The sequence below is a fragment of the Pseudomonas sp. NPDC096917 genome (assembly GCF_044762555.1).
Taxonomy (GTDB): Bacteria; Pseudomonadota; Gammaproteobacteria; order Pseudomonadales; family Pseudomonadaceae; genus Aquipseudomonas.
Genome location: NZ_JBIWEO010000005.1, coordinates 360 through 18,569 on the forward strand (window position 1 = coordinate 360; position 18,210 = coordinate 18,569).

Consider the following 18,210-nt stretch of genomic DNA (forward strand, 5'->3'; position numbering starts at 1 on the left):
CGACAGTGAAGCCGCCTTTAACCTTACCGTTGATAACGCCCTTGACCACTTCTTCAGCTGCGAAGGCTGCTTCCAGAACGATCCAGCATTCAGCGCGCTTAGCTTTTTCACGGGACAGCTTGGTTTCGCCAAAGCCGTCTTCGACCGCGTCCAGCGCAACGTGAACTTCATCACCGATGTTGATGTTCAGCTCGCCAGCGTCGTTGTGGAACTGCTCCAGCGGGATGAGGCCTTCAGACTTCAAACCAGCGTGAACGGTAACCCAACCAGCTTGGTAATCGATATCAACGATGATAGCGGTGATGATCGAGCCAGCCTGAAGATTCAGGGTTTTTAGGCTTTCTTCAAAGAGTTCTGCAAAGCTTTCGCTCATTTTAATTCCTGTTGATCAAGGGCGAAGGAATACGCCCATCTGCCACATTCCAGACAATGTGGGTTACGTTCATATAAAAGAAGGCATGCAGGACTATTTCTGGTCTCCTGCACGCGCTCTTGGTCATCCAGCAATATCGCGAAGCGCGATTTCACTCATGATGCGTTCTAACACCTGCTCGATGGACAACTCCGTAGAGTCTAGCTGTATTGCATCAGCCGCCGGCTTAAGCGGGGCTATTGCACGCTGCGTGTCACGTTCATCACGGGCACGTATCTCATCCAACAGACGCGGGAGACTAACATCATCCCCCTTGGCCTTCAACTGCAAGTAACGGCGGCGGGCCCGCTCCTCGGCGCTAGCCGTGAGAAATACCTTGAGCGGCGCATCGGGAAAAACCACCGTGCCCATGTCACGACCGTCGGCGACAAGCCCCGGAAATTCCTGAAAAGCCCGCTGACGTTGCAGCAAAGCCTCACGAACCGCGGGTAAGGCCGCGACTTTCGATGCACCGGCGGCAATATCTTCATTGCGGATAGCCAGCGTTACGTCGTCACCCTCGAGCACGATTCGCGCCGACTTGCCTTCCGTCGCCCCGACGAACTGCACGTCAAGATGTGCCGCCAATTGGCTCAACAGACCTTCGTTATCCAGCGCCACACCATGATTGACAGCTGCAAACGCCAACAAACGGTACAAGGCGCCAGAATCCAGCAACTTCCAACCCAAATGCTCGGCAAGACGACCTGCAACAGTCCCCTTGCCTGAACCACTCGGCCCATCGATGGTGATCACCGGCGCCAAAGGAATCACGACTGAACCTCTTCTGCCACGCGAATACCCACCTGCTTGCACAGTGCAAGGAAGTTCGGAAACGAAGTCGCTACGTTGGCACAATCGTGAATCCGGATAGGCGCCGTGGCACGCAACGAAGCAATGCTGAAAGCCATTGCAATACGGTGATCGCCATGACCGTGAACCTCACCACCACCGATTGAACCGCCATCAATAATGATGCCGTCAGGAGTCGGCTCACACTTCACACCCAGCGTCAGCAAACCATCTGCCATGACCTGAATACGGTCCGACTCCTTGACCCGCAACTCTTCGGCGCCCCGCAGCACCGTACGACCTTCTGCAACAGCAGCCGCTACAAACAGTACCGGGAATTCGTCGATGGCCAGTGGCACCAGTTCTTCCGGAATGTCGATTCCTTTAAGCTTGGCTGCGCGCACACGCAGATCAGCAACTGGCTCGCCGCCTACTTCGCGCTGGTTTTCAAGGGTGATGTCTGCCCCCATCAAACGCAAAATATCGATCACACCCGTACGGGTCGGATTAATACCCACATGCTCAAGCACCAGGTCCGAACCCGCCGCAATAGTCGCCGCCACCAGGAAGAACGCCGACGAAGAAATATCGCCCGGCACTTCAATATGGGTCGCCTTGAGCTTGTGTCCCGACTCAACCGACGCTGTAGCGCCGTCTACACTGACTGGGTAGCCAAAGCCACGCAGCATTCGCTCGGTATGATCGCGAGTCGGTGCAGGCTCGGTCACGGAGGTCTTGCCTTGAGCGTACAAACCCGCCAGCAGCAGGCAGGACTTCACTTGAGCGCTGGCCATTGGCAAAGTGTAGTCCATACCTTTAAGTGCGTGCCCACCACGAATGGTCATAGGCGGACGACCTTCGGCAGCCGTTTCAATCACTGCACCCATTTCACGCAGTGGATTAGCCACGCGATTCATTGGGCGCTTGGTCAGCGAGGCGTCACCCGTCAGGGTCGTATCAAAGTTCTGCGCGGCCAAAAGACCTGACAACAGACGCATTGATGTGCCCGAGTTACCCAGATATATGGGCCCTGGTGGCGATTTCAAGCCATGCAGGCCAACACCATGAATAGTGACGCGACCTTGATGCGGGCCTTCGATGACGACGCCCATGTCACGGAACGCTTGCAGCGTTGCCAGAGCGTCTTCACCCTCAAGAAACCCTTCTACCTCAGTCGTGCCTTCAGCCAGAGAGCCCAGCATGATCGAACGGTGAGAAATGGATTTGTCGCCTGGTACGCGGATCTGGCCTGTCACAGTGCCACCAGGTTCAGCCAGGAAAATCAGATCTTTTGAGTTCATAGGGTCCACATATGCCCGGCGGGCCAGAATTTTACTGAAATGCTCGCGAGCAACCCGGGCGCGAGTAAAGACGCCCAGCAATTGATGCCCATCCCCCGCATCGACCGCGTCGCGCAAGGCGTCGAGATCGCTACGAAATGTATCGAGTGTGCGCAAGACGGCCTCGCGGTTCGCGAGAAAAATGTCATGCCACATTACCGGGTCGCTACCGGCGATTCTTGTGAAATCGCGAAAGCCTCCCGCAGCGTAACGAAAGATATCCAGATTCTCATTGCGCTTGGCAAGAGAGTCCACCAGACCAAAAGCCAATAAATGCGGCAAATGACTGGTCGCAGCCAACACTTCGTCATGACGCTCGACCTGCATGTGCTCGACGTCGGCCCCCAGGGCGCGCCACAGCGCATCGACCAGCGCCAGAGCAGCAGGATCGGTTTCAGCCAATGGCGTCAGAATGACCTTGTGCCGTTCGAACAGGCTGGCATTTGAAGCCTCGACACCGCTTTGTTCAGATCCGGCAATTGGATGCCCCGGCACGAAACGGGCCGGCATGCCGCCAAACGCCTGCGTAGCAGCACGCACCACATTACCTTTGGCACTGCCCACATCAGTCAGCACCGCCTGCCCCAGATCCATGCCCGCCAATAAGCCGAGCATTTTCTCCATGGCCAGAATCGGCACCGCCAACTGAATAACATCAGCGCCCACACAGGCCGCCGCCAGATCCACCTCGCAGCGATCCACCACCCCCAACTCAACGGCCAAGGCACGCGACTTCGGGTTCAAATCAACACCAACCACTTCAGCGCACAAACCGCTTTCACGCATGCCTTTGGCAAAGGAACCGCCGATCAGGCCTAATCCGACAACAACCAATCGCCCTACAATGGGCTTTACAGGTTTGAGCGATATAACATCAACCACGAGCAAGAACCTTGGCCAACGCCTCAAGCAAGCGGGTATTTTCCGCTGGCAGACCAATAGTGATACGCAAGTGATTCGGCATGCCGTAATTGGCCACCGGGCGCACAATCACGCCTTCACGCAATAAGCCCTGATAAACAGGGGCTGCTAACTGTCCCAGATCCAGCGCAATAAAATTGCCCTTGGAGGGAATCCAGCCCAACCCCAATTCACGGAAGCCATTTTGCAACTGCTGCATGCCCGCCTCGTTCAAGCGACGGCTCTCAGCCAGATAATCAGCATCCTGCAAGGCTGCACAAGCAGCCGCAAGGGCCAGACTGTTGACATTGAAAGGCTGGCGAACGCGGTTCAGCACATCAGCCACCACTGCTGTCGACAGGCTGTATCCAACCCGCAAGGCAGCCAGCCCGTAGGCCTTGGAGAACGTGCGCGACACCAGCAAATTCGGATAAGCCGACAAGAACTCCAGGCCATCGGGCAACTCGCCGCCCTCAGCGTATTCGATATACGCCTCATCCAGAACCACCAACACTCGCTCAGGCACGTCCTGCAAAAACTCGTTCAGCGCATCCGCACCAAACCAGGTACCGGTCGGGTTATTCGGGTTGGCAATAAACACAACGCGCGTGTTGTCATCTATCGCCTCAAGCATGGCAGGCAGGTCATGCCCCCAGTCTTTGGCGGGCACTACTCGCGCTTGCGCGCCGACGGCTTGAGTCACAATCGGATACACGGCAAACGCATGCTCACTGAACACAGCATTCAGGCCGGGCGCCAAATAAGCACGAGCTACCAGCTCCAGAATATCGTTTGAGCCATTGCCCAGCGTCACTTGATCAGGTTTCACGCCGCACTGTTCTGCCAGCAAGGTTTTGAGCGCAAAACCATTACCGTCCGGATAACGCGTCAGCTCGGCCAATTCTTCACGAATGGCAGCCAGCGCCTTGGGACTCGCACCCAAGGGGTTTTCGTTGCTGGCCAGCTTGACGATGGTAGCCGGGTCAATATCCAGCTCACGCGCCAACTCGTCCACGGGCTTGCCCGGGACGTATGGCGAAAGTTGTTGCACGCCCGGCTGTGCCAGGGCGAGGAAATCACCGCTCATGTAAACCGCCTTAGAGAACCGCTTTCGGGTAGGAGCCCAGCACCTTGAGTGCTACGGCTTCTTGACTGATCTGCTCCAGCACGCTTTTGACCAATGGGTCGCGGTGATGGCCAGCAAAGTCGATGAAAAAAACATAGGTCCACTTACCGCTACGCGACGGACGCGTCTCGATACGCGTGAGGTCGATTCCGTTCTCATGGAACGGCACCAACAACTCATGCAGCGCACCTGGCCGGTTGCTCATCGACACGATGATCGAGGTCTTGTCATCCCCGGTCGGCGGTACTTCCTGGCTGCCAATCATCAAGAAGCGCGTGGAGTTGTCCGGACGATCTTCGATCTTTTCAGCCAGTCGCGTCAGGCCGTACAAACCGGCCGCCATGTCGCCCGCAATCGCGGCCGAATTCCACTCTCCCTTGACCCGCTTGGCGGCTTCGGCATTGCTTGAGACCGCAATACGCTCGACATTCGGGTAATGCGCGTCCAGCCACTTTCGGCACTGCGCCAGCGACTGGGCATGCGAGTAAATGCGGCTAATGCTGTCAGTCTTGGTATTTTCGCCAACCAGCAAGTGGTGGTGAATACGCAGCTCAACTTCGCCACAAATCACCATATCGTGCTCAAGGAAGCTGTCCAGGGTGTGATTGACTGCGCCTTCAGTGGAGTTTTCCACGGGCACCACACCAAAGTTGACGGCACCGGCCGCCACTTCACGGAACACTTCATCAATCGCAGCCATTGGCTTGCTGATAACCGCATGGCCAAAGTGCTTCATGGCCGCGGCCTGGGTGAAAGTGCCTTCAGGGCCCAGATAAGCCACTTTCAGTGGCTGCTCCAACGCCAGGCAAGAAGACATGATTTCACGAAACAAACGCGCCATCTCTTCGTTACCCAAGGGCCCTTTGTTACGCTCCATCACACGCTTAAGCACCTGAGCCTCACGCTCAGGCCGGTAAAACACAGGGACCTCACCTTCAGCCAGCGAGGCCATTTTGACCCGAGCAACTTCCTGGGCACAGCGAGCGCGCTCACTGATCAGCTCCAGAACCTTCTCGTCCAGACTGTCGATACGCAGGCGCAAGGCCTTGAGTTCTTGTTCGGACATTAGCCGTGTTCCTTCTCGAACTCTGCCATGTAAGCCACCAGCGCATTGACTGCATGGATGTCCACAGCGTTATAGATCGAAGCGCGCATACCACCCACCGAGCGATGCCCCTTGAGGTTCAGCAAGCCACGGGCCTCGGCGCCTACCAGGAACGGTTTGTCGAGACGGTCGTCTGCCAGACGGAATGGCACGTTCATCCACGAGCGGTCGGTCTTATTGATCGGGTTGCTGTACAAGCCACTGGCGTCAATGAAGTCGTACAACGTACGCTTTTTAACTTCATTGAGCTTGCCGATGGCTTCAACACCGCCCTGCTCTTTGAGCCATTCAAACACCAGACCTGACAGATACCAGGCCAAGGTTGGCGGCGTGTTGTACATCGAGCCATTGTCGGCCGCGACTTTGTAATCAAGCATGGTCGGGCAGATCGAACGCGCATGACCCAGCAGGTCTTCACGGACGATATTGACCACGATGCCGCTTGGACCGATGTTTTTCTGCGCACCGGCGTAGATCATACCAAAGCGGGAAATATCGACCGGACGCGACAAGATGTCCGAAGACATGTCGGCAACCAGCGGCACATCACCGGTCTGAGGAATCCAGTCGAACTCCAGACCGCCAATGGTTTCATTGGGCGCGTAATGAACGTAGGCCGCGTCTTTCGTCAGATTCCACTCGTTCTGACCGGGAATGGCGAAGTAATCGTAATGTTTGGCACTGGCAGCAACGTTGACATGGCCGAAACGCGAAGCCTCTTCGATAGCCTTCTGCGACCAAATGCCGGTATCGATGTAATCCGCCGTGCCATTTTCAGGCAGCAGATTCAACGGGATCTGGGCAAACTGCTGGCTAGCGCCGCCCTGCAAAAACAGAACCTTGTAGTTCGAGGGGATAGACAGCAGGTCACGCAGGTCCTGCTCAGCCTTGGTTGCAATGGACACGAACTCATCGCTGCGATGGCTCATTTCCATAACCGAGAGCCCCTTGCCATGCCAGTCGAGCAACTCGGACTGGGCACGCAACAGGACGGCTTCAGGAAGCGCAGCTGGACCTGCGCAGAAGTTATAGGCTCGTTTGCTCACATCCACTCTCGCTCTGATTTGGTGGGTCATGCAATAAATCGGTGGGTGTTGCGCAGCACAGCGAGGCGACGCAACGCCTACATTCATCCTGGACATACAACAAGGGGGCGAATCTTCATCCGCCCCCTGTGTGTCCGCTTATTCCTGCGGCTGTTCTTCGTCAGCGCCAGCCTCTAGCGGCTGCTCATCGTCGACGCCATCGTGGATGACATCGCCCTCAGACTCGACAGCGCCATCAATGTCACCTTCAAGCGCTTCGCCTTCGACTTCCGAAGGTTCCTGAACCCGCTCAAGCCCAACCAGGGTTTCATCGCTGGCCAGCTTGATCAAGGTGACGCCCTGGGTGTTACGACCCAGGCTGGACACTTCGTCAACACGCGTACGAACCAAGGTGCCCTGGTCAGAAATCAGCATGATTTCTTCACCATCCTGCACCTGGACTGCACCGACCAGACGGCCGTTACGATCGTTGCTGACCATGGCAATGACGCCCTGACCACCGCGTTTATACTCAGGGAACTCGCTGATCGCTGTACGCTTGCCATAACCACGCGCCGAAGCGGTGAGGATCTGGCTGCCTTCTTCAGGGATGAGCATCGAGATCAGTTTCTGACCTTCTGGCAGACGCATGCCGCGCACACCACGAGCCGTACGGCCCATCGCACGCACATCAGACTCTTTGAAGCGGGTGACCTTGCCGCCGTCGGAGAACAGCATCACTTCGCGTTCGCCATCGGTGATGGCCGCACTGATCAGCACGTCGCCTTCGTCCAGCTCCAGCGCGATCAAGCCAACGCTGCGTTGACGGCTGAACGATTCCAGCGGGGTCTTCTTCACGGTGCCGTTAGCGGTTGCCATGAAGATGAAGTGACCCTCGGTGTATTCCTCTACCGGCAACATGGTGGTGATGTATTCACCATCGTCCAACGGCAACAGATTGACCAGAGGACGACCACGCGCGGCGCGGGAAGCTTCTGGAATCTCATAGGTCTTGAGCCAGTACACCTTGCCTTTGCTGGAGAACAGCAACAGCGTGGTATGGCTATTGGCAACCAGCAGGTGAGCAATGTAGTCCTCATCCTTGATGCCAGTGGCCGACTTGCCTTTACCGCCGCGACGCTGAGCCTGGTACGCAGCCAATGGCTGGGTCTTGGCATAACCACCATGGGAAATGGTCACCACGCGCTCTTCTTCTGGAATCATGTCGCCCAGTGTCAGGTCGAGACGATGATCCAGAATTTCGGTACGGCGTACATCACCATATTCCGCACGAATGACTTCCAGCTCTTCACGGATCACCTCCATCAAGCGCACAGCGCTATTGAGGATGCGGATCAGCTCGCCGATCTGATTCAGAATCTCTTGATATTCGGCCAGCAGCTTCTCGTGCTCAAGACCGGTCAGACGGTGCAGGCGCAATTCAAGAATGGCTTGCGCCTGTTCTGGTGACAGGAAGTATTTGCCGTCACGCAGACCATATTGCGGATCGAGGTTTTCAGGACGGCACGAATCAGCGCCAGCCCGCTCAACCATCGCCACAACCGCCGTCGACTCCCAAGGTGTGCTGATCAGCGCTTCCTTGGCTTCAGACGGCGTAGGCGAAGCCTTGATCAGTGCGATCACAGGGTCGATGTTGGACAGCGCAACCGCCTGACCTTCAAGGATGTGACCACGCTCACGCGCTTTGCGCAGTTCGAAAACGGTGCGGCGCGTAACAACTTCGCGACGGTGACGCACGAACGCTTCAAGCAGGTCCTTGAGGTTCAAAATGCGTGGACGACCGTCGATCAAGGCAACAATGTTGATACCGAACACGCTTTGCAGCTGAGTCTGTGCATAAAGGTTATTGAGAATAACCTCCGGCACTTCGCCACGACGCAGTTCGATCACCACGCGCATACCGTCTTTGTCAGACTCGTCACGCAACTCGGTGATGCCTTCGAGCTTTTTCTCTTTAACCAGTTCGGCGATCTTTTCGATCAAACGCGCCTTGTTCAACTGGTAAGGCAACTCGGTGATCACGATCTGCTGACGACCACCGACCTTGTCGATGTCTTCAATGATCGAGCGGGCACGCATGTAAATGCGGCCACGACCGGTGCGATAGGCTTCGATGATGCCAGCACGACCGTTGATGATCGCCGCTGTCGGGAAGTCCGGACCCGGAATGAACTGCATCAGTTCATCGATGCTCAACTCAGGGTTGTCGATCAACGCCAGACAGCCGTCGATGACTTCGCCAAGGTTGTGCGGCGGGATATTGGTGGCCATGCCCACAGCGATACCGCTGGAGCCGTTGACCAACAAGTTGGGGATACGTGTGGGCATGACCGCCGGGATCATTTCCGTGCCGTCGTAGTTCGGCACCCAATCCACGGTTTCCTTGTGCAAGTCGGCCAGCAGCTCGTGGGCCAACTTGGTCATGCGCACTTCGGTGTATCGCATGGCCGCAGCGTTATCGCCGTCGACCGAACCGAAGTTACCCTGACCGTCTACCAGCAGGTAGCGCAGGGAGAATGGCTGAGCCATTCGAACGATGGTGTCGTAAACCGCGGTATCACCATGCGGGTGATACTTACCGATTACATCACCGACCACACGGGCAGATTTCTTGTACGGCTTGTTCCAGTCGTTATTCAGTTCGCTCATCGCAAACAGCACACGCCGGTGCACGGGCTTCAAGCCATCGCGTGCATCAGGCAGTGCCCGCCCGACAATTACGCTCATTGCATAGTCGAGGTAGGACTGTTTCAGCTCGTCTTCGATATTGACCGGGAGGATTTCTTTGGCCAGTTCGCCCATGAGAAGCCTGATTCCTTTTTCGGGTGAAACTTCGCCACATCCATTCGGGACGAACGAAGCTCGCCGCCGAGTGGCCACGTGCCACGCAACGACTTACGACAAATCAACGAGTTATGCTACGGATTTGCGCAGTAAGGGCAACCCTTGCAGGGCACCCCGGAAACCGCCGAATGTTATCACAATCGCCGCCACGCACCTATCCCCCAGATGCGCATGGAGCATAGTAATTGGCTCGACCACGGGCCTGAGAGGGCTCAGGAGGGCCGAGAGCACCAAATTGCACACCGCAAGCTCCAGGTTCAAAGCGCCTGAAGGGTTCCATCGCCCACCGCCCGGCCTCCAACTTGAAGCCTGCTTGCAGCGCATCACAACCTCAGTGCAATCGCTTTCGACACATCAACTGAGCCATTTTGGCTGCGTCCGGCCGCTCAACAATACCCTTCTCGGTCACGATAACGTCGATCAAATCCGCAGGCGTCACATCAAACACCGGATTGAACGCCTGAACGTCGGCACCTACACGCTTGCCCCCGACTTCCAGCAACTCGCTGCCATCACGCTCTTCAATCGGAATGTCATCGCCACTGGCCAGATCCATGTCAATGGTCGAGCTCGGCGCCACTACCATAAAGCGCACGCCATGGTGCATCGCGTTGACCGCCAACTGATAAGTGCCGATCTTGTTCGCCACATCGCCATTCGCGGTAATTCGGTCGGCGCCGACGATCACCCAGGTCACGCCCTTGGTTTTCATGATGTGAGCCGCCGCCGAGTCAACATTCAATGTGACTGGAATACCTTCGTTGGCCAACTCCCACGCGGTCAGCCGCGAGCCTTGCAGCCAGGGCCGGGTTTCATCGGCATACACATGCTCGATCATGCCTTCAATCCAGGCACCTCGAATCACCCCCAGCGCCGTGCCAAATCCACCGGTCGCCAGCGCACCGGTATTGCAGTGCGTCAGCACTGTCTGAGCATTGCCCTGATGGCGACGAATCACATCTACACCCAATTGCGCCATCGTCAGATTGGCCTCGCGATCACTCTCATGGATGGCAATCGCTTCGCCTTCCAGCACCTGCATGAGATCAGCACTGTCTTTGCTGCGCGCCAGACGATCGCGCATGCGATTGAGCGCCCAAAACAGGTTGACCGCGGTCGGACGCGAGTTCGCCAACAGGGTAAAATCCTGCTCCAGCGCCGCGATCCAATCGCCGCCTGCTGCCTGGCGCTCACGGGCCGCCAGCACCACCCCATAAGCCGCAGCAATGCCAATCGCCGGCGCACCACGCACAACCATATCGCGAATCGCCTGAGCAACCCCTTCAACCCCGGTAAATGCCAGCCAGCTCTCTTCAAAGGGCAAGCTGCGCTGATCCAGCAGATACAGGGCCTCACCCCGCCAATCAATGGCCTTTACCTTTTCTGCCGCCAACAACTGATCGCGCATGACTTCCCCTATCACCCTGATACAAAGCCGCCGATTATAGCGAGCCCACCCAGAAGACGCTCGGGTATACTTCGCCTCCTTTTTATAATGCACGGGAAGCCGTTTTAGATGCCAACCCAAACCTTGACCTTCGACTTACTGCTGCTACCTACCTGGCTGGTGCCTGTTGAACCCGCCTCAGTTGTACTCAAAGATCATGGCGTTGGTATCCGGGACGGGCGCATCGTGTTCATTGGCCCGCGCCATCTGGCCTTGAAGCACACCACCCTTGAAACCCGCGAGCTGCCGGACATGCTCCTCAGCCCGGGGCTGATCAATGCCCACGGCCATGCTGCGATGACCTTGTTCCGCGGTATGGCCGACGACCTGCCGCTGATGACCTGGCTGGAACAACACATCTGGCCGGCCGAAACCAAATGGGTCGATGAGGCATTTGTTCGTGACGGCACCGACCTGGCCATTGCCGAGCAGCTCAAAGGCGGCATCACCTGCTTCAGCGACATGTATTTCTTCCCGAAAGTGGCCAGCGAACGTGCGCACACCAGCGGCATCCGCGCCCAGATCGCGATTCCAATTCTCGATTTTCCAATTCCCGGCGCCAGCTCAGCAGATGAATCCCTGCGCCAGGCAGTCGAATTGTTCGGCGATCTGAAATATCACCCTCGCATCAAAATCGCCTTCGGCCCCCATGCGCCTTATACCGTAGGCGACGAAAACCTGGAGAAAGTCCGGGTGATTGCCGACGAGCTGGATGCGGCGATCCAGATGCACGTGCACGAAACCGCTTTCGAAGTGCAGCAGGCCGTCGAACAGCATGGCGAACGCCCCGTTGCCCGCCTCGCACGCCTGGGCCTGTTAGGCCCGCGCTTCCAGGCCGTTCACATGACCCAGATCAGTGATGACGACCTGAGCATGCTGGTGGAAAGCAACTCCAGCGTGATTCATTGCCCCGAATCCAACCTGAAACTGGCCAGCGGCTTCTGCCCGGTTGAGCGTTTATGGCAGGCAGGTGTCAATGTCGCGGTTGGCACCGACGGAGCAGCCAGCAATAATGACCTCGACTTGCTCGGCGAAACCCGCACCGCAGCGTTACTGGCCAAAGCGGTTGCAGGTTCGGCCACAGCACTGGATGCACATCGCGCACTGCGCATGGCAACACTCAACGGCGCACGCGCCCTGGGCCTTGAAAGTGAAGTGGGCTCAATCGAGGTCGGCAAAGCCGCCGACCTAGTGGCCTTTGATCTGAGCGGACTGGCCCAACAGCCCGTCTATGACCCCATCTCACAGCTGATCTACGCCACCGGCCGCGATTGCGTGAAGCACCTGTGGGTCGCAGGCAAGCAACTGCTCGATAATGGCCAATTGACCCGGATGGATGAGCAGCACCTGTGCGCGACAGCCAAAGCCTGGGGCGAGCGTATAAACAGCCATACTCATTGATTCCAAGTCTCAGGGTTCAGGCCCTGAGTTTTACCAGGATTTTTCAGCTTCAGAGGATTTACCCATGAGCAACGTCGACCACGCCGAGATCGCCAAATTCGAGGCGCTTGCCCATCGCTGGTGGGACCGCGAAAGCGAGTTCAAGCCGCTGCACGACATCAACCCGTTACGCGTCAACTGGATTGACGAACGCGTACAACTGGCTGGCAAAAAAGTGCTCGATGTCGGGTGCGGCGGCGGCATCCTCAGCGAATCCATGGCTCAACGCGGCGCGACCGTGATGGGTATCGACATGGGCGAGGCCCCGCTGGCGGTTGCGCAACTGCACCAGCTTGAATCCGGGGTAAACGTTGAATACCGCCAGATCACCGCTGAAGAACTGGCGCTTGAGATGCCCGGCCAATTCGATGTAGTGACTTGCCTTGAAATGCTGGAACACGTACCAGATCCCGCGTCCGTGATCCGCGCCTGCTATCAGATGGTCAAACCCGGCGGCCAGGTATTCTTTTCGACCATCAACCGCAACCCGAAATCCTATTTGTTCGCGATTATCGGCGCTGAATACATCATGAAGCTGATCCCGCGCGGGACCCATGACTTCAAGAAGTTCATCCGCCCTTCGGAGCTGGGTGCCTGGAGCCGCCAAGCCGGCCTGAGCGTCAAAGACATCATCGGTCTGACCTACAACCCGCTGACCAAGCACTACAAACTGGCCAACGATGTAGACGTCAACTACATGATCCAGACCCTTCGCGAGGAGTAATACATGCGTTTAAGAGCAGTTCTTTTTGACATGGACGGCACTCTGCTCGACACCGCGCCGGACTTTATCGCCATCTGCCAGGCCATGCGCGCCGAACGCGACCTGCCGCCGATTGATGACAAGCTGATTCGTGATGAAATCTCCGGCGGCGCACGCGCCATGGTCGCCGCGACCTTTGGCATAGACCCTGAATCTGCGGATTTTGAAGCACTGCGCCTGGAGTTTCTTGAACGCTATCAGCGTGACTGTGCCGTAAACAGTAAGCTCTTTGACGGCATGGCCGAACTGCTGGCCGACATCGAAAAGGCTCATTTGCTATGGGGCGTCGTGACCAACAAGCCGGTGCGCTTTGCCCAGCCGATCATGGAGCAGTTGGGGCTGGCCGAGCGCTCAGCCCTGCTGATCTGCCCTGACCACGTAAGCCGCAGCAAACCCGACCCGGAACCGCTGATCCTGGCCTGCAAAATGCTCGACCTTGATCCCGCCAGCGTGCTGTTTGTGGGTGACGACCTGCGCGACATCGAGTCGGGCCGCGATGCGGGCACTAAAACGGCTGCTGTGCGCTATGGCTATATCCACCCGAACGACAATCCGGACCATTGGGGCGCCGATGTGGTGGTCGATCACCCGGCCGAACTGCGCAAGGTGCTGGATAACGCCATGTGCAGTTGCTGACACGCGGACGCAGCACGCAATTTTTGCTTTTTGTTGAGGTGTTTTATGTTTGATTATTCCGCCCGCCCCAACCTGCTCCAGGGCCGCGTCATTTTGGTCACTGGCGCGGGGCGCGGCATTGGTGCCGCTGCTGCCAAAACCTATGCTGCACACGGCGCCACCGTGCTGCTGCTGGGCAAGACAGAAGCCAACCTGAGCCAGGTTTACGACGACATTGAAGCTGCAGGACACCCACAACCGGCTGTCATTCCTTTCAACCTCGAAACGGCCCTGGCCCATCAGTACGACGAGCTGGCCGCAATGATTGAAAGCGAGTTCGGCCACCTTGACGGCCTGCTGCACAACGCCTCGATCATCGGCCCCCGCACACCGCTTGAACAGCTGTCCGGCGAGAACTTCATGCGCGTCATGCAGGTTAACGTCAACGCAACGTTTATGCTCACCAGCACGTTGCTGCCGTTGCTCAAGCTGTCACAGGATGCATCCGTGATCTTCACATCCAGCAGCGTTGGACGTAAAGGCCGCGCCTATTGGGGCGCCTACGGCGTTTCGAAATTCGCCACCGAAGGCTTGATGCAAACCCTGGCCGACGAAGTTGAAACTGTTTCATCCGTTCGCTCCAACAGCATCAACCCTGGTGCCACCCGGACCAGCATGCGTGCATTGGCCTACCCGGGCGAAAACCCGCAGAACAACCCCGAGCCAGAAACCATCATGCCGGTCTACCTGTACCTGATGGGGCCTGACAGCACCGGCATCAACGGCCAGGCATTCGACGCACAATAAAAGCATGACTACAAAAAAACCGAAGGCTGCGTTCATACGCAGCCTTCGGTTTTTTATGCGCCTCACACCGGTTGACGCTGTCTGAGCGCCCCGCAGGAGCCGCCTTAAGCTGCGAGCTTCTGATCAGCCTACACGCCAATCAGCTCACTGCCAGCTCTCTGTGCTCACGCACAACAGGCGCTTTTTCGAATTGCAGACAGCTCTGCAAAAACAGGTACTTGTAGTCATAGCTCTTGCAAATCGCCTTGCGCAACTCGGTTTTCAGCTCCTGACTCGGGTTCATCCCCGCCAGCGTGCAGATGATTTCCAGGGCCTCCCAAGGATGTTCATCGTCATATTGGGCGTGCATCTTCAACCATTTCATGGCGCGCTTGCGCCCTTCCTGCGGAAAGGACTCTTCGTAGATACTTTTGGAACAAACGACCGCAGCCCACTCACCGACAGCCCCTTCAATGGCATAGTTGGTTGCCGCCATCGACACAGCCAGCGAATCCGTCACGCAGCTATGCCAGCACCAATCATTGAGGGCCTGAAATTCGGCCGGAATGTCCTGTGCATTCATGTCGTCAAGGCTGACATCATGCGCGCGCGCCCAGTTCACCCAATAATCCGCATGATTCAACTCAACCCTGATGTTGCGAATCAACCAGCGACGCGCCATGTCTTCGCCAGGGTGGCGGCCATAACGGGTTTTGCCCAGATTGTGCCCCATGTACAGAGAGAACTGCTCGACCACCGGCCAGCCGCCGATCAGGTAAAGTCGCAAGGTCTTTTCACTGAGCGTGTTATCACGCATGCGCTTGTAGATTTCATGCTCAACCACCCGCCGCTTGCTTTCGCTGCAATCGCGGATCAGTTGCTGTGCCCACTCGGGGTAACTGGTCGCTTCCATAAGAGGCCCAGTACGGTTGAATGCATCGATCACTATCGGGTTCCTTCTGAAAGGTGATTTTCAAAATACCACTAACACTTAGCGCAAAGTGCCCGGCAACTTCAAAGCTAAAGGCCTGGGGCGCTTGGGCATATACCATAAGCTGTCACAGGTGAACACGTGCGGGCGCTCAACAACATAACCCTGCGCATAATCGACGCCGATGTCGACTAAAGCCTGTTCAATTTGCGAGGATTCGACGAACTCGGCAATCGTACGCTTACCCATAACGTGCCCGATATGGTTAATCACTTCTACCATAGCCTGATTAATTGGGTCATCAAGCATGTCTTTTACAAAGCTGCCATCGATCTTTAAAAAATCGACAGGCAGGTGTTTCAGGTAGGCAAATGAAGACATCCCTGCACAAAAATCATCTAAAGAGAAATGGCAACCCAGCGCCTTGAGATCATTTATAAAACGAATGGCGCTGCCCAAATTGGCAATCGCGCTGGTTTCCGTGATTTCAAAACAAATCTGGCTGGGTGAAACGCCATAGCATTCAAACTGTTCATGCAAAAACGCCAGAAAATCATCATCGCCAATGGTCGTGCCCGAGAGGTTGATGGCACACATGGCCATCGGTCGCCCGGCCCCTTGGGCCGAGCACTCGGAAATGATCTTGAATACATTCTCGACCACCCAACGGTCAATAGAGGTGATCAAGCCATAACGCTCAGCTGCCGGGATAAAACTGTCAGGCAGGATCATGCGCCCGTTTTCATCATGCAGACGCAACAAAATCTCAATATGACCGTTGTCCTCCTGGGTGTCTCCCAGCGGGACGATCGCTTGCGAGTAGAGGCAAAAGCGATTTTCTTCCAACGCAACATGCAACCGCTGAACCCATGCCATTTCACCAAAGCGTAATGACAGCTCAGAGTCATCCTCGTGATAAACCTGAACCCGATTGCGCCCCTTCTCCTTGGCCATGTAGCAGGCCATGTCGGCCGCACGCAAGGAGGCCTCAAGCGTCACCGGGACTTGATGGATATGCACAAGGCCAATACTGATAGTGTTCAGAAACGGACGACCCTTCCAGGCAAAATGCAGGCTTTGCACCGTCTGACGCAATCCTTCAGCAATTTTTTCGGCCATGTCGGCCGGACAGTTTTCCAGCAAAATGCCAAATTCATCTCCGCCCAGTCGCGCCAAAGTGTCGCCTTCACGGAGACCGGACTGCAAAAGCGCACAAATATGACGCAGCAATTCGTCACCCGCCGCATGCCCGCAGGTATCATTGACCAGCTTGAATTGATCAAGATCCAGCAGCATCAGCGCATGCCGCCCCTGCAGTCGCGCCAGATTTTGCAGCACCAAGTCCAGGCGGTACTCAAACTCGCGTCGATTAGCCAACCCGGTGAGCGCGTCATGGGTTGCCTGCCAGGTCAAGTTGGCAATGTACTGACGCTCTTGAGTCATGTCATGAAGCACCAGCACCGCCCCGCTGACTTTGCCCCCATGCAGGAGGGGCGCCCCCACCAGGGTGACGGCAACCGTACTGCCGTCCATGCGCTGAATCAACTTGGAGTGCTCACTGTTGTTGCCCAACCGTCCGCTAAGCACGCGATCAATCAGTTTGAAACCATCATCCGGCGCGCCTTCATCAAGCAATTTGAACAGCGCTCCCAGTGGCACGCCCTGCGCCTGTTCGGACTTCCAGTGAGTCAGCCGCTCAGCCGCCGGATTCATGTAGGCAATAGCCCCATTCACATCAGTACTGATAACCCCATCACCAATGGATTCCAGAGTGATTTGCACCCGCTCCTTCTCTAACTGCAATGCTTCGGCAAACGCACTGCGCTGCAGGAGAATTTTTTGCGTACGCAACAGCGCCAGAAAAATCAGCCCCAAGGCCGTGGCCAGGTTGATGATGACCAGCAATTTCAAAATAAAGCGCGACGCTTCGCCCAAAGCATCGCTAAACGCCTTGGCGGCCGGCGTCACCGCCTCATTGATGGCATAAATCTGCGCTTTCCACTGCTTGATGTCAGCCTCTGACATCTGGTTGGTGCTGATAAGCCGATGCATCTCTTGCGCCAGATTATCGAGCTTGACCAGGTAATCATCGCCCACACTCCATTTCTGGATGGCCTTGTCCAGGTAGCTGAAATTACGAAAATTTTGATAGAACCAAATCAGACTGGAGACATCTTCAGGGCTATTACCGCCTTGCAGGATGCCTTCGCGGGCCGCCGTCATGTCAGGCGACGATTGGTCCAGTGCAACCCGCAGCTTATGACCGCCCTGGGGGACCAGAATGGAACGCTGATATTGCTCGAAAATAGAAGGATCGCGACTGTCGGCGTACAGGCTTAGAAAGTAGATCGCATCTTTTTGGCCTTTGGACCATAAGCTTTCACCTGCGACATAGCCCCTCACGGCAGAGAGCATATAGAGGCTCACACAGCCCAATAACGCCTGAAACAGCACCACCGCAATAAAGGGCCAGACAATCCCCAACAAATGCGGCGTTCCGAGGGTATCTTTTGGCTTCATGAGTTACCTTTGCTGCAAGCTACCAGATGAACTCAAAAGAAAGAGCATCCGAATCAGATTAGGCTAATTTCCGACATTCGGAACGACTCGTACTGCTGGTCAACACCCAATAAACTCAATCGGCTGGCATTACGGTCACTCGA

At 56.4% G+C, this 18,210-nt stretch carries 14 protein-coding genes; 4 read left to right on the forward strand and 10 right to left on the reverse strand.

The window, feature by feature from the left end; all coding sequences use genetic code 11:
* The 8 genes from ACIQYF_RS07305 to mtnA all read right to left on the reverse strand — a co-directional run.
* Window positions 1–373, reverse strand: a 373-nt coding sequence (locus ACIQYF_RS07305) for a S1 RNA-binding domain-containing protein (RefSeq protein ID WP_401093736.1), incomplete at its 3' end; no start/stop codon positions are given.
* 123 nt (window positions 374–496) lie between these two features.
* Entirely contained in the window at window positions 497–1,186 is a 690-nt protein-coding gene (cmk, locus tag ACIQYF_RS07310; RefSeq protein WP_402858790.1) for a (d)CMP kinase, read from the reverse strand.
* On the reverse strand, window positions 1,183–3,390 hold the full coding sequence (locus ACIQYF_RS07315; protein WP_402859382.1) for a bifunctional prephenate dehydrogenase/3-phosphoshikimate 1-carboxyvinyltransferase: 2,208 nt from the start codon (window positions 3,388–3,390) through the stop codon (window positions 1,183–1,185). The genes cmk and ACIQYF_RS07315 overlap by 4 nt, the downstream gene beginning before the upstream one ends.
* Window positions 3,391–3,418: 28 nt before the next feature.
* On the reverse strand, window positions 3,419–4,531 hold the full coding sequence (gene hisC, locus ACIQYF_RS07320) for a histidinol-phosphate transaminase (protein ID WP_402858793.1): 1,113 nt from the start codon (window positions 4,529–4,531) through the stop codon (window positions 3,419–3,421).
* A 10-nt stretch (window positions 4,532–4,541) separates the two neighbouring features.
* A complete protein-coding gene (gene pheA, locus ACIQYF_RS07325; protein ID WP_016780245.1) occupies window positions 4,542–5,636 on the reverse strand; it encodes a prephenate dehydratase in 1,095 nt (364 codons plus the stop codon).
* The gene (gene serC, locus ACIQYF_RS07330) at window positions 5,636–6,721 is read right to left on the reverse strand and encodes a 3-phosphoserine/phosphohydroxythreonine transaminase (protein ID WP_402858798.1); all 1,086 of its coding nucleotides are present in this window, start codon (window positions 6,719–6,721) and stop codon (window positions 5,636–5,638) included. Before serC ends, pheA begins: the two co-directional genes overlap by 1 nt.
* 138 nt (window positions 6,722–6,859) lie before the next feature.
* Window positions 6,860–9,523 carry a DNA gyrase subunit A gene (gyrA, locus tag ACIQYF_RS07335; RefSeq protein WP_402858801.1) on the reverse strand — a complete coding sequence of 888 codons (2,664 nt, stop codon included), beginning with the start codon at window positions 9,521–9,523 and terminating at the stop codon, window positions 6,860–6,862.
* 373 nt (window positions 9,524–9,896) lie between these two features.
* A complete protein-coding gene (gene mtnA, locus ACIQYF_RS07340; RefSeq protein ID WP_402858804.1) occupies window positions 9,897–10,973 on the reverse strand; it encodes an S-methyl-5-thioribose-1-phosphate isomerase in 1,077 nt (358 codons plus the stop codon).
* Between the two features lie 108 nt (window positions 10,974–11,081).
* Between mtnA and ACIQYF_RS07345 the strand changes: the two genes are divergently transcribed.
* The 4 genes from ACIQYF_RS07345 to ACIQYF_RS07360 all read left to right on the forward strand — a co-directional run bounded on the left by ACIQYF_RS07345 (window position 11,082) and on the right by ACIQYF_RS07360 (window position 14,637).
* Window positions 11,082–12,413 carry a TRZ/ATZ family hydrolase gene (locus tag ACIQYF_RS07345; protein ID WP_402858807.1) on the forward strand — a complete coding sequence of 444 codons (1,332 nt, stop codon included), beginning with the start codon at window positions 11,082–11,084 and terminating at the stop codon, window positions 12,411–12,413.
* 64 nt (window positions 12,414–12,477) lie between these two features.
* Window positions 12,478–13,176, forward strand: a complete 699-nt coding sequence (gene ubiG, locus ACIQYF_RS07350; protein WP_402858810.1) for a bifunctional 2-polyprenyl-6-hydroxyphenol methylase/3-demethylubiquinol 3-O-methyltransferase UbiG — start codon at window positions 12,478–12,480, stop codon at window positions 13,174–13,176.
* A gap of 3 nt (window positions 13,177–13,179) precedes the next feature.
* A complete protein-coding gene (gene mupP, locus ACIQYF_RS07355) occupies window positions 13,180–13,851 on the forward strand; it encodes an N-acetylmuramic acid 6-phosphate phosphatase MupP (RefSeq protein ID WP_402858813.1) in 672 nt (223 codons plus the stop codon).
* A gap of 45 nt (window positions 13,852–13,896) precedes the next feature.
* Window positions 13,897–14,637, forward strand: coding sequence for a YciK family oxidoreductase (locus ACIQYF_RS07360; RefSeq protein WP_402858816.1), 741 nt, complete (start codon window positions 13,897–13,899; stop codon window positions 14,635–14,637).
* A gap of 139 nt (window positions 14,638–14,776) precedes the next feature.
* Here ACIQYF_RS07360 and ACIQYF_RS07365 read toward each other — a convergent pair whose 3' ends face one another.
* Both ACIQYF_RS07365 and ACIQYF_RS07370 read right to left on the reverse strand, forming a co-directional pair.
* Window positions 14,777–15,562, reverse strand: a complete 786-nt coding sequence (locus ACIQYF_RS07365; protein ID WP_402858819.1) for a TenA family transcriptional regulator — start codon at window positions 15,560–15,562, stop codon at window positions 14,777–14,779.
* Window positions 15,563–15,607: 45 nt separating this feature from the next.
* A complete protein-coding gene (locus ACIQYF_RS07370) occupies window positions 15,608–18,067 on the reverse strand; it encodes an EAL domain-containing protein (protein WP_402858822.1) in 2,460 nt (819 codons plus the stop codon).
* Between the last annotated feature and the right edge of the window lie 143 nt (window positions 18,068–18,210).